Source organism: uncultured Veillonella sp., assembly GCF_938010505.1.
Taxonomy (GTDB): domain Bacteria; phylum Bacillota; class Negativicutes; order Veillonellales; family Veillonellaceae; genus Veillonella.
The window spans coordinates 1-19583 of the sequence record NZ_CALLVP010000149.1 but is presented as its reverse complement, the minus strand read 5'-3'; the positions used below and the strand labels follow the sequence as shown (position 1 = coordinate 19583).

Here is a 19583-nt window from a genome sequence, read left to right as displayed (position 1 = left end):
GTGTGCCTGTTTTTCCTGCTATACCATCTTTAGATTTCTCTAATAATGTGATAATAGAAACACGGCCTTTTTTAGATTCCGCAAAAGCAACAGCTGCTTCTACTTTAGGTTTCATAGAACCTTCTCCAAATTCTCCTGCGGCAATATATTTTTTAGCTTGTTCAACAGAGATTTCATCTAACCATTGTTCTTTTTCTGTACCAAAATTAATAGCCACTTTTTCAACAGCTGTTAAGATAACGAGTACATCCGCATCAATTTCTCGTGCCAATAAGCTACTAGTCCAATCTTTATCGATAACGGCTGCTGCACCATGAAGTTCATTACCATCTCTAGTTACAGGGATACCACCGCCGCCACAAGCAACGATTAATTGTTTACCAACTAAGCCTTTAATAGCTTCTAACTCGATGATTTCTTTTGGCACTGGAGAAGCTACCACACGGCGATAGCCGCGACCAGAATCTTCTTTCACCACATAATCGTAGTTCTTTTCTGCGTATGCAGCTTCTTCCTTAGTCATGAAGTGACCAATTGGTTTTGTAGGATTTTGGAAAGCTGGGTCGTTTTGATCAACAAGTACTTGTGTAACCATAGTCATTGTTGGCAAATCTTTAATACCGCGATTCAAGAGCTCTTCGTGAAGAGCATTTTGCAAATCGTAACCAATATAAGCTTGGCTCATTGCCACACATACGGATAATGGAGTATTTGGTTGACCTTCTTTTTCACGAGTTAACGCTGCCATCGCATTGTTAATCATGCCTATTTGAGGGCCATTGCCATGAGTTACTACTACATCGCAGTCTGCTTCAACTAAATCAACGATAGTTTTTGCTGTACTTTTTACAGCAATTTTTTGTTCTGGAAGGGAATTGCCTAATGCGTTCCCACCTAATGCTACTACAACTCTTTTTCTCATGTTATTCCTCATAACAAATAACTAGGATAAAAAAGGAGCCATCAACACGGATGGCCCCTAAACTTTACTTTACGGTTGAACTCGATCAGTTCCCTTCCGTTCTAATTCTTTTAAGGTTTCTACAGGATTTTTAAATTTGCTAAGGAAGATCATAGCTGCAATAACATATGGTTTGTAGCTTGCTTCTTTGTAAAGAGGTACGCGGTAGCGATCGAATACTGTTGCGTCTACTTCGCCTTCTTCACAACTTACACCTGTAATATCTGCTGGTAAGCAATGTAAGTAAAGAGCTTTGCCGTCTTTAGTGAGACTCATCATCTCTTCAGTACATGCCCAATCTTTATGTTTACCATTTTCTTCAAGAAGAACTTTTTCTAATGCTTTAATGCCTTCATGGTCGTTATCACCATACAATTTTGTACGTTTTTCCATAGCGCCAAATGGTGCCCAGCTCTTAGGATAAACGATGTCTGCATCTTTGAAAGCATCTTTCATGTCGTTAGTTTTGCGGAAGGAACCGCCACAAGCCTCAGCTTGTTTTTTAGCGATTTCTTCAACTTCTGGCATTACTTCATAGCCTTCTGGATGAGCTAATACAACTTCCATACCAAGACGAGTGAACAAACCGATAGCACCTTGAGGTACGGATAAAGGTTTACCATAAGATGGGGAGTATGCCCAAGTCATAGCAAGTTTTTTACCTTTAAGATTTTCAACACCGCCGAACTCTTTAATGATATGAGCTGCGTCAGCCATGATTTGTGTAGGATGGTCGATATCACATTGTAAGTTTACAAGTGTAGGACGTTGTTCTAATACGCCATCTTCATGACCTTCTTTAACTGCATCGGATACTTCATGCATGTAAGCATTACCTTTACCAATGTACATGTCATCGCGAATACCGATAACGTCAGCCATGAAGGAGATCATGTTAGCTGTTTCACGAACTGTTTCGCCGTGAGCGATTTGGGATTTACCTTCATCTAAGTCTTGAACTTCTAAACCTAAAAGGTTACAAGCGGAAGCAAAGGAGAAGCGAGTTCTTGTGGAATTATCGCGGAATAAAGAAATGCCAAGGCCGCTGTCAAATACTTTAGTGGAGATATTGCGTTCTCTAAGAGCACGTAATGCATCAGCTACTGCCCAAACACCTTGTAATTCGTCATCAGATTTTTCCCATGTTAAGAAGAAATCTTCGCCGTACATTTTGCTAACGTCTAAGTTTTGTAAAGTTTCAATACTTTTATTGAAGTCTGTCATCTGTAAGTCCTCTCTTTCAATTCCCTAAAGGGCTACTTAGAATCTAACTTTATATGGTACCTCATCAAATGGTGAGGTACCATATGAAATCCTTAATAATTAACTATTTTCTAGTTATATCCGTTTAAAATAGATCTAATTCAATTAATGTGTGATATTAGTCTTTGCAGTATACGGATGGTAATAATGCATATACAGCTGCACATGTAACAAGGTCTTGTTTCCATGTGATTTCGTTAGGAGCATGTGCTTGAGCTTCTGCGCCAGGACCGAAACCGATGCAAGGGATGCCGTTACGACCCATGATGGATACACCGTTAGTGGAGAATGTCCATTTATCAGTCAATGGGCGAGCTTTACGCATTTCAACTGTGTCTTCTGCACCAATACGTTCGTTACCATACAAGCTAGTGTAAGCTTCTTCCAAAGCTTCTGTTACTTTGTGATCTTTAGGAATTACCCAAGTTGGGAAATAACATTCGATTGGATAAGTTAAACCAGTCCAGGATGGACGAGCATATTCGTACATGGATACTTTTGCACCATATTTTTGAACATGTGGTAATGCTTCGATTTCTGCCAAGCAGGATTGCCATGTTTCACCAGCAGTCATACGACGGTCCAAGGAAACGGCGCAGGAGTCAGCTACTGCACAACGGCTTGGGGAAGTGTAGAAGATTTGGGAAGTAGTTACAGTACCGCGACCTAAGAAGCGAGCTTCTTCGTAGTGGTCAGGGTTGAATTTAGGGTCAAGCATTTTTACAAGACCTTTAATTGCTGTGCTTTCATCAGCAGAGTTAGCATTCAAGTCACGGATGTCTTGAAGAATGTCTGCCATTTTGTAGATAGCGTTGTCACCGCGTTCTGGAGCAGAACCGTGGCAAGATACGCCTTGTACGTCTACGCGGATTTCCATACGACCACGTTGACCACGGTAGATACCGCCGTCAGTTGGCTCAGTGGATACTACGAATTCAGGACGAATATTGCGTTCTTTAATCATGTATTCCCAGCAAAGACCATCGCAGTCTTCTTCTTGAACTGTACCTACAACAAGTACGCGATATTTATCGTTAAGAAGGCCTAAATCTTTCATGATTTTAGCGCCGTATACAGCGGATACGATACCACCTAATTGGTCAGATACACCACGACCACCGATTTGTGTTTCATCTTCGAAACCTTCATATGGATCGAAGTTCCAGTTATCACGGTTACCGATACCTACAGTATCAATATGAGCATCGAAAGCGATAAGAGTTTTACCAGAACCCATGTAACCAAGAATGTTACCCATTGGGTCTATTTCAACTTCGTCGAAGCCAAGGTCTATCATTTCTTTTTCAATGCGGTGAACGTGCTCTTTTTCTTCAGCACTTTCACCAGGGAAAGCTACGATTTCACGTAAGAACTTTGTCATCGCTGGGCCATAAGTTGCCGCCGCTTGTTTAATTGCTTGTAAATCCATAATTAATGCCTCCTAACGATCTTCACCGTACCACATAATGTTTTTATATCTTTCAGGGTCTGTATCACCTTCAGTGGAGAAACAGAGAACCTTTGAAGACGCATCTAATTCTAACTCTTTGCGTAAGTCTTCATATTCTGGCATTGTCATAAGTGCCATTACAAGACCTAATGGAACCGCACCAGACTCACCAGTTGTAATTGGAGTATCGCCTTTAATTGGTGCACCACCAACGCGCATACCTAAACGTGCTACCCAGTCTGGAGCAGATACGAATACGTCTGCGTGGTTTCTTAAGATATCCCAAGAAACTGTATTTGGTTCGCCACATGCTAAGCCTGCCATGATTGTTTCAAGGTCGCCTTCTACAATGCGAGGTTCCCCATCATCAGCTACAGCGCCTTTGTATAAGCAAGCTGCTGCTTCTGCTTCAACAACAACCAATTTAGGTTTTTTAGCTGCATTGCTATATAAGTTAGTGAAGTAACCCACTACGGAACCAGCAAGAGAACCTACACCAGCTTGTACGAATACATGAGTTGGAACTTTGCAGTTTTCAGCTTCTAATTGAGCTGCTGTTTCCATAGCCATTGTGCCATAGCCTTGCATGATCCAGTTTGGAATTTCTTCGTAACCTTCCCATGCTGTATCTTGAACTACAACACCATTTGGAACTTCTTTAGATTTTTTAGTTGCTAGGCGTACACACTCATCGTAGTTGAAGTCTTCGATTGTTACTGTAGCACCTTCGTTTTCAATTTGTTTTCTGCGGTATTCTGTAGAGCCCTTTGGCATGAATACTACAGATTTTTGACCTAATTTATTTGCTGCCCATGCTACACCGCGACCGTGGTTACCATCAGTTGCAGTAAAGAATGTAGCTTGGCCAAATTCTTCTTTTAATTTTGCTGATGTTAATACATCATATGGTACATCTTCAACTGTTTTGCCAAGTTGTTGAGCCACATATTTACCCATTGCATAAGAGCCACCCAATACTTTGAAAGCATTTAGGCCAAATCGATAGGACTCATCTTTTACAAAGAGAGAATCAACACCGATATAAGATGCTAAATTCTTAAGCGACACAAGTGGAGTTACGCTATATTGTGGGAAACTTTCATGAAATGCTTTAGCTTTCTTGATTTCTCTAACATCCATAACGGACAAAAACTTGTCGCTAGATGGTGCCATCGTATTACGTTTCCACTGAATTCGGTCCATATTTGCCTCCTAGGATTCTTCCTTTACAGTATTCAAGTCACTATAAAGGGTAAACTTAGAAATATTAAAATACTCTGCTATCTTCTCTGAAGACTTAGAGATAAGAAAAGCCCCTTTTTCGTTTAAATAGGTAATAGCTTTTAGGCGTTCCACCTTATTCATAAGTGGCCCGGGCTTACCAACCAAACGTTCTGCTTCTAGTAATAAATCATCTAATAATTCTGATACGCTTGTCGTGATTTTTTCAACAGATCCAGTATCCTCTTGACCTGTACTTACAAGACTATCCAATGCCCGATGCATCATAACAAGCTCGGTTATGTCCTGGTTAATCCCTAACAAGTAAGTTATGCGCCCCGTATCATCTCGAATATACATAGTGGAAGATTTTAAAATTCGGCCATCTTTAGTTTTTGTAAGATAACCAAATCTACCTTCACTGCCATCATCATGACTTAGCACATCTAAAACGGCATGAGATGGCCCATCGCCAACATGACGATTAGTGATGGTTCCATTTTCAATATATACAAGTGATGTATCGATATCACGTTGTAAATCATGTATCAACACTTCACAAGAAGGCCCAAACTGAACGGCCAATCCATGAGCTATCACTTGCAAACGCTCTAGCGCACTCATTAAATAACCTCCCTCTCATCGGTATTGGTTACTATCTAGTTGACTGAATAACCTCAGTCCACAGATCAATTAGTATATTGAAGTTTATCTAACTAATTTTGTGACAACCTAAATTTTTGTTAGGTTTCTTACCTTGATTATAGTTCTATGTTCTCAAAAATGCAACTATAATATGCATTAAAGTTATTTATAATCATGCATAATCATTTACAAATGTCGATAAACACATATAGATATTGAGTTTTTAGGGTAATAATTTCATACTTATCATTTTTATTAATAACAAAATGATAAGAAACCTACATAACATCATATAAGCAAATTCTATAGAAATAATGCGTATACTTTATATCTATATCAGTATTTATATATATGCTTTATAAATCTCCTTTATAAATATTCTTTGCATTCATAAGAACCCAAAAATTAGTTCTAAGAAAAATATCGACCTTATATATAATCAAAAAAAGGCTGTAATAACGAGTTAATTGTTATTACAGCCTTTGTATACTGTTAGAATTAAATTATGCGTTTGCTAATGTTTTACCTAATTCTTCACATTGTGCTTTGCCATCATCATCAGGTTCACCCAAGATTGCTAAGCCGTCTGCTACTAGTTCGCCACCAGCATCTTTAATGCGAGTGCCCCAGTCTTCCAACCAAGTACCACCCCAACCATAGGAGCCGAAGATTGCTAGTTTTTTGCCACCCAATTTAGCTTCTAATTCAGCGTAGAATGGTTCGAATTCGCCTTCTTCTAACTCTTCTGCGCCCATATCAGCACAACCAAGAGCTAATTTTTCGTAAGCTGCTGCGTCATCTACAGATACTTCAGAAACAGATTTTACTTCAACTTCTTGACCTGCAGCTTTGATACCTTCAGCTACTGCATGAGCCATTTGTTCTGTATTGCCTGTACCGGACCAATAAATTACACCAATCATCTTGTACCTCCTAGGCCGTTCTTGCGACCAATGAACTAAATGTTTTTCCCAACATCAATTGAGTTTGACAAAATTTACGACATACTTTGTAACATAAGAAAGAGCGCTTTGCGTCTACCACATCATGGTATACTTTCCACTCTCCACACGTATGGTATCCATTACCACGACGAGAAATGAAACATTTCACATCCTTTAGTGGATATCCTAGAAATACGCCGATTTCATGTGGAAAATCAATACTCGCTTCCATACGGTATCTAAGATGCTCAAGCATCTCCATAATGCTCATTCGATCATGATAACCGTAGGCTTTCAAAAATGTCATAACTGCAGGTTGCCGTACATAGTCTCGTAATTGTTTTTCACGGAATACAAATAAAAGTCTACGCGCTTTACAACGACACAATTCAAAGAAGAACAAACCTTTTTCATTGAACTCTTTATTATATTCAGTCAATACAAATTGGATTTGTTCATTCATGTCCCGTGGAATAGAAACCAAATTCGAAAGCTTGATACCTCGAATTGCCGGTGCACAATGATATCCAATGATATGGTTAATTGAATTCATCATAATAGTACCTGCCTGTTGCACATCGTTAGAATCCTCTCTAATGAGAATAATTCCTATATGCCCATAGTACTCTTGATGAGAAAAATTGTCAAGAATGATTGATATATATTTTCAATATTTATTTACTATTTAGTATTTAATAACCCTTTAACTTTAGGGAATACAATACTATCATTAGGCTCATCAATAGCGATAAAGCGTGCATTTGGACCGGTATATTTATCTTCAGAAATACTAATATGTAATATCTCATTATAAGAATTATTATTAGCTACGCTTTTATATTTCAATGTACCTTCATAGGCATTGCCTTGTTTTACTAATGGATTTATTATCGTAAAAGTGCCCAGCGCAGGGCTCTCACCCTTGTTAATAGCAGTGGCCAATGCACCAATTGAGGAAGAATCTGTATTCATATGTTTTGCTTCACTCATACGACCAGATAATTGTTTACCTAATACAACATTAGCATAAACAGCATATCGCATTTCGTTTTCTGTTTTAATATTTAATGTATATACATCTGCAGAAGATACACCTGCTTCAAGAAGTACAGATTTAACGTCTTTTTTCCCTTCCCCTGCAAATAATGCTTTAGGGTTGTTTTGATACATAGTAACACCTTCAGGCAATTTAACACCTTGATATGTTACAGTTTGACTTCTATTTAAAATGGACTTGATATTTGCTGCAGAACCAGTAACTGGCACAGATGCCAACACAGCCGCTGCCGTAGCAAATAATATTAATTTTTTCATGTTTTTCCTCATCAAAGCTTTAATATAATAAGCTAGCAATACAACATCTAGAGTTTAAGGCCAAACAATGGCTTAGGCTATTCTAAACACCTATTCTCATTATAGTATTTATAGTAATAACCCAGTGTTAAAGAACCGCCCACCAAGGAGCGGTTCTTTAACATTATAGTAATATAAAATAAGCGTTATACTATTTCTTTTGTTCCTTAGCCCAACTATCGCGTAAGCCAACAATACGATTCATCACAATATGTTCTGGAGTACTGTCTTTATCAGTTACAAAGTAACCTTGACGCAAGAATTGGAAATGATCACCTGGTACAGTTGTAGCAAGACTTGCTTCACCTTTACTGTTGAACACTTGCAAGGACTCATGATTAAAGTCACCTAAGAAGTCTTTACCATCGGAATCGTCTTTAAGCAAGTAATCATACAAACGGGATTCGATATCTACTGCAGTAGATGCTTCAACCCAATGCAATGTGCCTTTAACCTTACGTGTACAACCGCTACCGCTCTTAGTTTCAGGATCATATGTACAATGAATTTCTGTAATATTGCCATTTTCATCTTTGATAACATCAGTACATGTAATGAAGTAAGCTCCTTTCAAGCGTACTTCTTTACCTGGTGCTAAACGGAAGAATTTCTTAACTGGTTCTTCCATAAAGTCACTTCGTTCGATGTAGATTTCACGACCAAATACAACTTCACGATTGCCAAGTTCTTCATTTTCAGAATTATTTTCAATTGTACAAAGTTCTGTTTTGCCTTCCGGATAATTTGTGATAACAACTTTCACAGGATCCACGACAACCATAGGGCGCGTAGCTTTAAGTTTTAAATCCTCTCGAATACAGAACTCAAGCAACGTAATATCTACAACGCTGTCAGCTTTAGCTACGCCAATACGATCACAGAAGTCACGAATAGATTCTGGAGTATAACCACGACGGCGCAAGCCTGAAATAGTTGGCATACGAGGATCATCCCAACCAGCTACGAGACCAGCTTCAACAAGAGCACGCAATTTACGTTTAGACATAACCATTTTAGTTACATTTAAGCGAGCAAACTCAATTTGTTGTGGAATTTCAGTATCGTCCCAGTCCTCTAGCACCCAGTCGTATAATGGACGATGAACTTCGAACTCTAATGTACAAATAGAATGCGTAATACGTTCAATAGCATCTTCAATAGGATGCGCATAGTCGTACATAGGGTATATTACCCATTCATTAGCTGTATTGTGATGCTCTGTTTTTACAATACGATAAATAACAGGATCGCGCATAACGATATTAGGATGTGCCATATCGATTTTCGCACGTAATACCTTTTCGCCATCAGCGTATTTTCCCTCTTTCATTTCTTCAAAGAGAGCCAAGTTTTCTTCTACGCTACGATCACGGTATGGACTATTAATACCTGAAGTGGAGAAATCACCACGAGTTTGTTTAATTTCCTCTGCTGTTTGGTCATCTACATAAGCCTTGCCAAGAGTAATCAACTTCTTAGCATATTCGTACATTTGACCGAAGTAGTCGGATGCATAACGAACCTCACCAGCCCACTCAAAGCCTAGCCATTTTACATCTTCCATAATGGAGTTTACGTATTCAATATCTTCTTTTGTTGGATTTGTATCATCAAAACGAAGATTTGTTAAGCCATTGTATTGCTTGCCAATACCAAAGTTAAGGCAGATAGATTTAGCATGGCCAATATGCAAATAACCATTTGGTTCAGGTGGAAAGCGAGTCAATACACGACCACCGTACTTGCCAGTTTCGTTATCTTTGTTGATGATAGCTTCAATAAAATTAACAGATACAACTTCTTCAGGAGCTACACTTTTTTCAATGTCTTTATGTTCCAACGTTCTTACCTCCATAGGATAAATATTCTTTTATTTTACCATATTTTGTATAAAACCGCATATCTTTTAAAGTCTTGTTATTTTAGTCAAAATCAGCTAAATCAACGCCAGCCTTTTTAAGCTCTTCCAATGCAGACTCTACATCCATTTGTGGTTTCTTGTAGTTTACGTCTTCATTTACACAAGTCTTTAGAGGTTTCTTATGAACGCCAGCAATAATATTGTCTGCTGTCAAAATAGACATATCTAAACGAGTTCGATCTGTATAAGAACCAATATGCGGTACAATAAGGCAATTTTCTACATCTAACAATGGATGATCCGCTGGTAATGGTTCTGGATCTGTTACATCGAGGGCAGCATAATCGATTTCACCCGTTTTAAGAGCATTGATAAGTGCATCAGTATCTACGATAGGTCCACGACCAACATTAACAAATAAAGCGGTATTCTTCATCTTCTTGAAAAATGCTTCATCACACATATGATATGTTTCATCTGTCAACGGAGCCATAACGCATACTACGTCACTAGTGGCTAATAAATCATCTAACTCCATATAAGTAGTCTTATGAATCTTATCATCTAAACGTTGGTTACGATTATGATATACAACAGTCATACCAAATGCACGGGCACGACGAGAAATAGATACACCAATAGCCCCCATGCCAATGATACCAAGAGTACGACGACTCAAATCAAAGCCTTTAATATTAGAAGGTCTTTGAGCCCAACGACCGTCTTTTACAAAGTTAGCATTTTCTATAATACGACGACTAGCCGTGGCAATCAACGTAAATGCAAGTTCTGCTACCGTTTCATTGAGAACACCTGGCGTATTGCCATAAGGAATACCTGCCGCTGTTAGTTCATCAATATTTATATTATCATAACCTACGGCCGCTTGTGCTATAACCTTTAAATTTGGCGCATTCTTTACAAGATCACCATCTACATCTAAAGGTCGTACACACCACAAACCATCCGCATCAATGAGCCATTCCTTCAGTACCTCACGAGGCATCACTGTTTTTTCAGTCCATTGGCGCACATCTACATGCTCTTTTAAATATGCAATCGCATCTTTGCGAACCAGTCCATTTACTACTACTAGAGGTTTCTTTTCCATGTATATCCCTCCCTAAAAAATTCTATATATTATAATTATATTTTATACTAGAAAGCTAACGTAATACAACAAAAAGGAGTAAGGCCAAAACCTCACTCCTTTTATGTATAATTTAAATTTGAATTAGTTCAAATCTGCAGTACAATTAGGGCATTTAACTGCATTGATATTGATTTCAGATTTACAGAATTGACATTCTTTCGTTGCAGGTGCTTCTGCAACTTCCTCTTCTTTCGCAGATTTCATCATTTTAGCCAAACCACGAACCATCAAGAATACAACAAATGCCAAAATCAAGAATTGAATCAAATCAGTAATAAATGTACCATATGGCAATACAGCTCCAGCTGCACGAGCTGTAGCAATATCAGCACCAGCCATGAATGCATCTTTAGAACCTGTGCTCAATGGCAAGTACAAATTACTAAAATCAATACCACCTGTGAATACACTGAGAACAGGCATGAATAGGTTGTTTACAACAGAATTAACCAATGCTGTGAAAGCAGCACCAATAATCATACCAATAGCTAGGTCCATCATATTGCCTTTGAAAGCAAATGCTTTAAAGTCATTTAAAAAGTCTTTCATTTTCATACTCCTAGATACGTTTAATTGAGAATGCATTAATAACAGTGCTAATCATAAAATAAAGATAAAAAGATGTCAAGAAATTTCGATGTAGTTTTTAAAATTTAGTTAATATAGTTTTTCATAATTCTATCTATTATTGTAATAAATCGCTTATTATGCGTATTTTTTACACCATATTTCCTATGCCTACACTCTAAAACGCTATGTTACCTCCTAAAAAATAGAGTCTAACAAAACTTTGGTTAGACTCTATTAATTAGATGTAATAATGTATTGGCTCCATCAACCTAAACCCAGCGAAAGAAGTTTAGCACGCTCTATTACGGCGATAAACGCAGGAGGTATCATAGAAGCTTCTAAAAATTGACTTATACGACGCCCTACAATTACTCCTTTATTAGCATAAAACCAAGAGAAGTAATAGATATGTAAATCATCCAACTTACGATCCGAAATATTTGGTAAACATCGTTGTACAATTTGGCTTTTAGTAATACCTAATTTAGCATAACCACGCCTTGCCATATCCTTTGTTACCATTGGCCGAGCATCATCAATAATATCCTTAATAATGGTATCCATTATGGAACGCTTGTGCATCGCAAGCAAATATGATACAAAATCCATTTCAAAACAAATTTCCTGTGTGTAAAATATATTGCTATGTGCTTTTGCATATTTTCCCTCTACATCGCGATCATAGAGCGCTACTGTAGGAATAGAGAATCTATTAAACAATTTTTGCAATTTACTGATAGAGGACTCGCCCCGAGCGTTGATAAGACAGATTCCAAAATAGTCAAAGTCCACGCCTAATTTTTTACCAAAGCCTGTAAAGCTACCGTACTCAGTCTCCCCTTCTACGATAATAATACACCGAGCGTATAGAGCCTCTTTTGCCTCAGGAAAATGCATAATCAAGTGTTTCTCTACCTCTTTAGGGAAATTGAAAGTAACTCCACACGCTGCACAGACCATATTATTTTCATCCCGATAAAGCCGAATAATATGACGATAATCGTCAACTAGTGCATCCGTACTGTGAGTAACCACAAAGAGCTGTCCCAATAATCCATCTATTTTAAAAATATCTCGCAGCAATGCTAAAAACTCTTCATTTTCATTAGTTGCAATTTGACGGTAATAATTGAGCACAGCCCGTTGCAAATACGGACTTAAATGTAGCTCTGGCTCATCCACACTTATAAAGATTGGTAAAAACTTGTGTCCCTTTGCATCATATACAAGTAAAGATTCTAAATTTGTAGTTGCACTACTCACTTTCATATAAATTTGAGCCAAAATCTTGAGAGCCACAGCCATAATCAATCGTACATTATCAGCAGAATACTTACGTTCCATAGCGGAGGATGTAGACAATACCTCTACAAGATGTTGAATATTGAGCATACAGTAAGGATCTAAATCCTTACGTAAACTAACAATTTCACGCTGAAAATCATCAGTAGGCATTTCTAATCGAGACACATAAGCTTGTAATAGCTGTCCTAATTCTACATATATAGAGGACGGTATAGAAAACAGTTCCTGCTCTGAGGTGTCGCGATGACACACATATAAAGCATGACGAATCATAGACAACGGCATAGGCTCAATCCCTGCATCAGTGACTCTGTATAATCGTGGATATACCTCTTGTACAACTTGTTCAAGTCGTAAACGGTAGGTAGGTCCCTCATCAGCAGTATACATGCTTTTATAATTTAACTCACCTAGAGATATTTCAAAATCAATGCGGATAGGCTTATTTACATCCGTAAAATCACTTTCAATAAAACCATGACACTCCATGATAATTTCTAAGAGATCTAGAAAATTAGACTTACCTACCGAATTCTCACCGACAAAATAATTAATATCATTGTGAAAGCTCAACGTTACATCCGCTAAGTTCCTATAGTTTTCAATATGCATCCATTTTATATACATAGCTCCTCCGTCTGTAGCTACTTTCAAAATGAAAAAGCTCTAGTATATTTCATTACAATAAATCACTAACTAATATCCCTGTATTTTATCTTTTATGTAAAAAGGTGCCAATCACGAATGTAATCAGCACCCCCACTGTCATATACAGTCTGATACTGTATATATTCGACATTTATTTAATTTTATCCTCTATAACCTTGCCCTCTCTTAATGGACCACTCTGTTCTTTAAGACGCGCCAACATGACAGAGGATATAAACATAGCAATACCAGCTCCTACTGTTGCTATGGATAAGCTTTCACCAAAGATTAAGAACCCATAGAAGGAACTAATAAAGACGCCAACGTATTGCAAGAATTGAGCCACTACAGCATTGGTCGTAACAAAGGCGCCAGTCAAGAAAAACTGAGCCACTACACTGATACCACCGATAGCAAAGATAATGAGCCAGTCTGTACCTTGAGGCATAACGAGCTGTTCTGTAGTGACGAGGCCCGCAATCATACCAGTAATCATAAAATAGGCCATAATTTCAAAATTACTATGTTGTCCGCGTTTACTAATAGTTCGTATCGTCGTATAAGCCGCCGCAGCTAGAGCAGCACCTAAAATAGCCACCAAGGCATACCAAGAAAATGATTCATAACTAAAAGGGTTCACCATGACTAAGACAGCAATCAAAATAACTCCGAGCCATTTGCCAGCCCCTTTAGGTATCGATTCCTTCAGAAACAGAGCACTAAAGATAAAAACAAATATTCCTGTCGTCTGAAATAGAATTGTTGCATCAGATAGTTTTATGTGTACCAAAGCGATAAAATTACATACCATACCAAAACCGCCATATAGGCCACGCATGACAAGGAGCCCCCTATCCTCTTTTGAAAAACGGATTCCCTTCACATACATGATAATGAGTACCGCAACAGTCCCAAAGAACCCACGGGCAAAAGCGATCTCCCCAGGTGGAATATTTGTCCCTAACATTTTTACGAATACATTCATCGTACTAAATAAAAGTGCCGATAACAATGCATATATAAGGCCCTTTTTAGCCATAGCCCCTCCTATAATTATATTTCTCTATATAATTATAACCCCATGTTTCTATAAATAATGGATACATCAATAAATACTAACAAAATTTCATATTATATATTATGAATGTTAATTTAATGAAAAAATGATTACTCAATAAGAAACATATAGATATGCCGCCCTTCTAATGAAAGGCGGCATTGTATTATTTAGAGAATGTATCTACAAAGTCTAAGATTTCTTGTTTCATAGTCTCTTTGTCGATTGCTTTTGTAAAGCGCAATAGTTTAGATTGTAACGCTTCCAATTGTTTAGGGAAGGCAACACCCGTTACAGCAGAAATATTATCTAAGCTTTCATAAGGAGTATCGCCCACCCTGATATCCAATGCCTCACAGATTGGTGTAGGAAATTTAAATGGATGTGCTGTAGATGCAATCACTGTATGACGAGCGCCATCTTCAGGATGCTTCTCCAACTCCTTCATATACGCCCCCATAGCAACCGCCGTATGAGGATCCATTACATAACCGTAAGAATTATATACTTGTTCAATGATTGCTTTTGTTTCTTCATCATCAACGTAGGCACCAGCAAAGGTTGCCTTAACGCGTTTTAGTTCTTCTTGGTTAACAGTTAATTTACCTGTGGCTTTAAGATTTTTCATCCAACCCGCTGTACGTTCGCTATCTTCACCAGATATATAGTACAAGAATCGTTCAAAGTTGGAGGACTCAAGAATATCCATAGATGGAGAAATTGTCGTATAGAACGGGCGGTTCATATCGTAGGTACCGTTTTCAAAGAAGTCAGTAAGTACGTTATTTTGATTAGATGCACAAATCAATTTGCCGATAGGAATACCCATTTTTTTAGCATAGTAAGCAGCCAAGATATTACCGAAGTTACCTGTAGGAACTACAACGTTGAAAGCTTCATCTTCGTGGATTGCACCTTGTGCAACCAGTTCAGCATAGGCATTTACATAGTAAACCACTTGTGGAGCTAAGCGACCAATATTGATAGAGTTTGCACTAGAGAACATAACTCCTTTTTCAGCGACTTCTTCTGCAGTTGCTTTATCAACAAAGAGGCGTTTCAAGAATTGTTGAGCATCGTCAAAGTTGCCATGAATAGCGGTGACATTGACATTCGCCCCTTCTTGTTTTTGCATTTGTTCCGCTTGCATAGGACTAACTCCATCAGTTGGGTAGAATACCTGAATATGAGTACCAGGTACATCTTTAAAGCCTTCAAGTGCCGCTTTACCAGTATCACCAGAAGTAGCCGTTAAGATAAGAACCTCTTTTTTCTCACCTTCCGCCTCTTTAGCTGCCACTAACAGATATGGGAATAAGGACAAAGCCATATCTTTGAAAGCTTGTGTGCGGCCATGGAACAATTCCAATACAGAAACCTTTTCTAATAAAGAGTGTAATGGTGCAATATCGCGGGTGCTGAAATTAGCATCGCAGTAAGCAGAGTTGATCATTTCATTTAAATGAGCTTCTGAAAAGCATGGAAACAACTTCGTTAAAACAACGGCTGCTACCTCTTGGTAGTTTTTATCTTTTACATCATTGTAAGTCAAGCAGTTCGTAGGAAATAAAGATGGTACATATAGACCACCATCCTCTGCTAAGCCGTGCAACAATGCATATGTTTCATTTACCGCAACGGTACCGCGGGTGCTAGTATAATTCATGGAATACCTCATTCATAACTACAATGGATTTTTACGAGTTTAATAGATTTATTATAGCATAAAAGCGCCCACTTGGGGCGCTTTCTATAGAATAATATATTATTAAGATTTAACGAATGTAATTAGCCTGTTATTTGACCTATTTTAGGAATATTGAAGTTGGCAATACCTATAAGTTCAAATCGATTATAGTTCACCTTCTGCTATCGCATCTAATGTATCAAGGGATGGAATGAAGAATAACATGCCTGTAATCGGTTTAGAATAGTCTAACAACTTATCATTTTGAGTAAACATATTAGTAAGCATTGTTTTCGTTACATCCCAGTAACGAGCATACCCGATAAAGTATGTACCACGTACACCTTGGCCTGGTTGTGCAAACGGCACATTCATACGAACGATTTTATGTTCTTCATCATCACGATTATCTTGAGCAACTACTGTATGAGCAGCTGGATCTTTTTTATCATCATCTAATTCAATATCACTAAATTTATGACGACCTATAAAGCTTTCTTGCATTTCAGTAGGAAGTTCACGCCACGCATCTAAATCATGAATATATTTTTGAGCAAATGCATAGGAGCCATTTGTGAATTCAAGATCTTCATCACCGATAACGCCCCACTCTACAGCCTCTTCACCTACAGGGTTTTCTGTACCATCTACGAAATCGATGATAGCTCGACCTTGTTCATAATGGAAGCCATGAGTTTCATCTACCACAGATGTAATAGGACGTAAGAACCCCATAATTTGGTCTACAACAGTATATGTCACAGACTCATCATTAGAACGAACATGGAGGAACAAATCAGCTGGTACAGCAGGTACGTCTTGTTTATCCCCTTTAATGCCAGTAAAATCTTCTAATTCTTTTGGTACTGGTGCATTAGGGAATAAATAATCCCATGCTTTACGGCTAAAACCAAAAGCAATAGCTAAACCAGAATTGTTAGCACGAATGCTGACAGAACGTTTAATTGCTTGGATTCTATCTGCCATATCTTGAATCACTTCAAGTTCTGACTCATGATCTTTACGATTTAATAACAAAGTAGTGAAGTTGACACTTTGGCCAGCATCTTTATACACATCTTGTGTTCTAGAAACATCTACTGCCATTTGGTACCTCCTAATGAGAAAAACTATTATACAGCCATCATAAGCTATTATAATTTTACTGTCTATAAAATATATTATATTGTATCAATGTCGTATCCTATTAATGTCAAAATTCATAAACTTAATTACAGCAATGACTACTCATTTAGAAAAAGATAAGATTAAATCACAACGTATATTAACCATGTAAATAAATATGTAAAGTCTAAAAAGATATATAAAAGGTAAATAAAAATTATTTACAAAAAAAGAACTCACACCAAATGTGAGTTCTTTACTCTGGTGGACCACCAGGGGTTCGAACCCTGGACACCCTGATTAAGAGTCAGGTGCTCTGCCAGCTGAGCTAGTGGTCCATGACATGACTTATTATATGCCTATTTTATAGGAATGTAAAGAATATTAATTACACTCCTATAAAACAGCTACATTCATATTATTAATATTGTAACACCCAATCCTTCATGGTATTACATGCCTCTGTAGGTAACAAATCACTTGTTCCTACGCAGTCTTCACCACTATATAGTTGAAGCACACTGTGAGTGCGGCTTACTTCTTTAACAATAATATCCGTTAAGTTAGCCTTAGGAACAGTAAATTGTAAACCATAGCGACCAAAATAGGTAAATACAGACTCTTGTGTATCATACTCTATATGGACTTGAAGCATCTTTCCGCCCGGCCAACATGCTTCAATATGTTCCTTTGATCTTGGTTTTAAAAAATCAAAAAATCCCATACTACCCTCCGATTCGCCACATTGGTCGTTCTGGTTGCTCCATGCCTATACCATCATGTCGTTCTTGTTTTCGTTGTAAAGCACGTTCGATATGCTTAGCTAAAGCCTCTTCTGAGGCACCATTGCGCACGAGCGATACAAGGTCAGCCTCATCATCTCGCAACAAGCACAATCGCATTTGGCCATCAGATGTAAGGCGCACACGATTGCAGGTATCACAATAACTATGAGACATAGAAAAAATAAAGCCCACAACCTTACCACTAGGTAGTGCCAAATATGTAGCTGGTCCAAAGCCATAAACAGAATGAACCTCTGTGAGAGATCCGCCACTAACGCGTTCTAATTGAGCCTTCCATTCATCAAAGGTAGGGCCATGGAATGCGTCACCTTGAAACGGCATGTATTCAATGAACCGCCATACAACAGGCCATTTTTCTACATACTGCAACAAAGCCTTAACTTCATCATCAGACCAATAACGAGATAAAACGGTATTAATCTTAACGGATTTAAAGTTAGCATTAATAGCACTACGTATGCCATCTAGCACAGACTCAAGTTGACCATCTTTACCTACACAGGTAGCAAAGGCTTCACTTTCAAGAGAGTCCAAACTGATATTCACACGATTTAAGCCAAGTTTTTTCAACCGTTGCGCTCGAGAGGCTAATAAACTACCATTGGTAGTCATAGAGATATCTTCAAACCAACCTGATTCTTTGATACGACTTAGTAGCTCTTCAATATGAGGATAGAGTAATGGCTCACCACCTGTGAGGCGTACTGCTTTCACACCAATATGATGGAAAGCTCCTAATATTATCATCCACTCATTAACAGACAATAGTTGTGTTTGACTTTGAGGCGTAATTTCTGCAGGTCGACAGTAGGGACAACAAAAATTACACGCATCTGTCAGCGACAGACGTACATATTCAATTGTACGGCCCCATGCGTCTTTCATAACACACCTCGTTTACCAATTCAAAATTATTTAATAATAGATACTTCATCACCTACGCGAATCGTGCCGTTTTTAAGAACCTTACCAAAGATGCCTTGTGTAGGCATAATGCAAGAGCCAACTTGTTTCATGATTTCACAACCATGATGGCATTCCTTGCCAATTTGTGTAATTTCAAGAATTACATCAGCTCCCATTTGTAATTGGGTACCTACCGCTAATTCATAAAGCACCATGCCTTCAACGGTGATATTCTCTGCAAAATCACCAGGTTTGACATCTGCCCCTTGTGCCCGCATATGATCAATACTCGTAATGCCAAGCAAGCTGATTTGGCGGTGCCAATTACCTGCGTGTGCATCGCCTTCCATCCCATGATCTACAATGAGATTAGCAGTTTCTATATTATGTTTCTTTTGTCCTTTTCTCTCACTAATGGAGATAGCAATAATTTTTCCGTCTGCCATCTAGCCCTTCCCTTCTTATGGGAATATACCATATATACATAACTTTATATAAACATATAATTGTAAATTTAAACTGAGAATTCTCATTTTGGTAAAAGTACCGAAAATAGTTCTACAATTATCTATTTATTATAGCATAGTATTCATACATTTTCCCTGTGAATTTAATCACTAAAAAGAAC

The 19583-nt window shown here is 38.0% G+C and carries 18 protein-coding genes and 1 tRNA gene; all 19 read right to left on the bottom strand.

Going from position 1 to position 19583, the window contains the following annotated elements:
- On the bottom strand, positions 1-922 hold a 922-nt coding region (gene arcC, locus Q0507_RS09345), incomplete at its 3' end, for a carbamate kinase (protein WP_298715367.1).
- Positions 923-991: 69 nt separating this feature from the next.
- Positions 992-2185: a knotted carbamoyltransferase YgeW gene (ygeW, locus tag Q0507_RS09340; RefSeq protein WP_009350980.1), complete on the bottom strand. Its 1194-nt coding sequence runs from the start codon at positions 2183-2185 to the stop codon at positions 992-994.
- A gap of 157 nt (positions 2186-2342) precedes the next feature.
- Positions 2343-3653, bottom strand: a complete 1311-nt coding sequence (locus Q0507_RS09335; RefSeq protein WP_298715362.1) for a YgeY family selenium metabolism-linked hydrolase — start codon at positions 3651-3653, stop codon at positions 2343-2345.
- Between the two features lie 12 nt (positions 3654-3665).
- Positions 3666-4877 (bottom strand): diaminopropionate ammonia-lyase, encoded by a 1212-nt coding sequence (gene dpaL / locus Q0507_RS09330; RefSeq protein ID WP_298715361.1) that lies wholly within the window; start codon positions 4875-4877, stop codon positions 3666-3668.
- Positions 4878-4886: 9 nt separating this feature from the next.
- Positions 4887-5519, bottom strand: a complete 633-nt coding sequence (locus Q0507_RS09325) for a transcriptional regulator (RefSeq protein WP_298715359.1) — start codon at positions 5517-5519, stop codon at positions 4887-4889.
- Between the two features lie 524 nt (positions 5520-6043).
- Positions 6044-6463, bottom strand: coding sequence for a flavodoxin (locus Q0507_RS09320; RefSeq protein WP_298715356.1), 420 nt, complete (start codon positions 6461-6463; stop codon positions 6044-6046).
- A gap of 10 nt (positions 6464-6473) precedes the next feature.
- A complete protein-coding gene (locus Q0507_RS09315) occupies positions 6474-7061 on the bottom strand; it encodes a DUF3793 family protein (protein ID WP_367268466.1) in 588 nt (195 codons plus the stop codon).
- Between the two features lie 104 nt (positions 7062-7165).
- Positions 7166-7798 carry a hypothetical protein gene (locus tag Q0507_RS09310; RefSeq protein ID WP_298715352.1) on the bottom strand — a complete coding sequence of 211 codons (633 nt, stop codon included), beginning with the start codon at positions 7796-7798 and terminating at the stop codon, positions 7166-7168.
- Between the two features lie 190 nt (positions 7799-7988).
- Entirely contained in the window at positions 7989-9677 is a 1689-nt protein-coding gene (locus Q0507_RS09305; protein ID WP_298715349.1) for a glutamine--tRNA ligase/YqeY domain fusion protein, read from the bottom strand.
- An 82-nt stretch (positions 9678-9759) separates the two neighbouring features.
- On the bottom strand, positions 9760-10809 hold the full coding sequence (locus tag Q0507_RS09300; protein ID WP_298715347.1) for a D-glycerate dehydrogenase: 1050 nt from the start codon (positions 10807-10809) through the stop codon (positions 9760-9762).
- A gap of 123 nt (positions 10810-10932) precedes the next feature.
- The gene (gene mscL / locus Q0507_RS09295) at positions 10933-11400 is read right to left on the bottom strand and encodes a large conductance mechanosensitive channel protein MscL (RefSeq protein ID WP_298715346.1); all 468 of its coding nucleotides are present in this window, start codon (positions 11398-11400) and stop codon (positions 10933-10935) included.
- A 285-nt stretch (positions 11401-11685) separates the two neighbouring features.
- Entirely contained in the window at positions 11686-13353 is a 1668-nt protein-coding gene (locus tag Q0507_RS09290; RefSeq protein ID WP_298715344.1) for an ATP-dependent endonuclease, read from the bottom strand.
- Between the two features lie 172 nt (positions 13354-13525).
- Positions 13526-14413, bottom strand: coding sequence for a DMT family transporter (locus Q0507_RS09285; RefSeq protein ID WP_298715342.1), 888 nt, complete (start codon positions 14411-14413; stop codon positions 13526-13528).
- 184 nt (positions 14414-14597) lie between these two features.
- Positions 14598-16097 carry a threonine synthase gene (thrC, locus tag Q0507_RS09280; protein WP_298715340.1) on the bottom strand — a complete coding sequence of 500 codons (1500 nt, stop codon included), beginning with the start codon at positions 16095-16097 and terminating at the stop codon, positions 14598-14600.
- A gap of 186 nt (positions 16098-16283) precedes the next feature.
- A complete protein-coding gene (locus Q0507_RS09275; RefSeq protein ID WP_298715338.1) occupies positions 16284-17225 on the bottom strand; it encodes a Dyp-type peroxidase in 942 nt (313 codons plus the stop codon).
- 280 nt (positions 17226-17505) lie between these two features.
- A tRNA-Lys gene (locus Q0507_RS09270) sits at positions 17506-17581 on the bottom strand.
- 83 nt (positions 17582-17664) lie between these two features.
- On the bottom strand, positions 17665-17967 hold the full coding sequence (locus Q0507_RS09265; protein ID WP_298715336.1) for a hypothetical protein: 303 nt from the start codon (positions 17965-17967) through the stop codon (positions 17665-17667).
- 1 nt (position 17968) lies between these two features.
- On the bottom strand, positions 17969-18934 hold the full coding sequence (gene moaA, locus Q0507_RS09260; protein ID WP_298715334.1) for a GTP 3',8-cyclase MoaA: 966 nt from the start codon (positions 18932-18934) through the stop codon (positions 17969-17971).
- A 26-nt stretch (positions 18935-18960) separates the two neighbouring features.
- Entirely contained in the window at positions 18961-19401 is a 441-nt protein-coding gene (locus tag Q0507_RS09255) for an MOSC domain-containing protein (RefSeq protein WP_298715333.1), read from the bottom strand.
- Positions 19402-19583 lie beyond the last annotated feature (182 nt).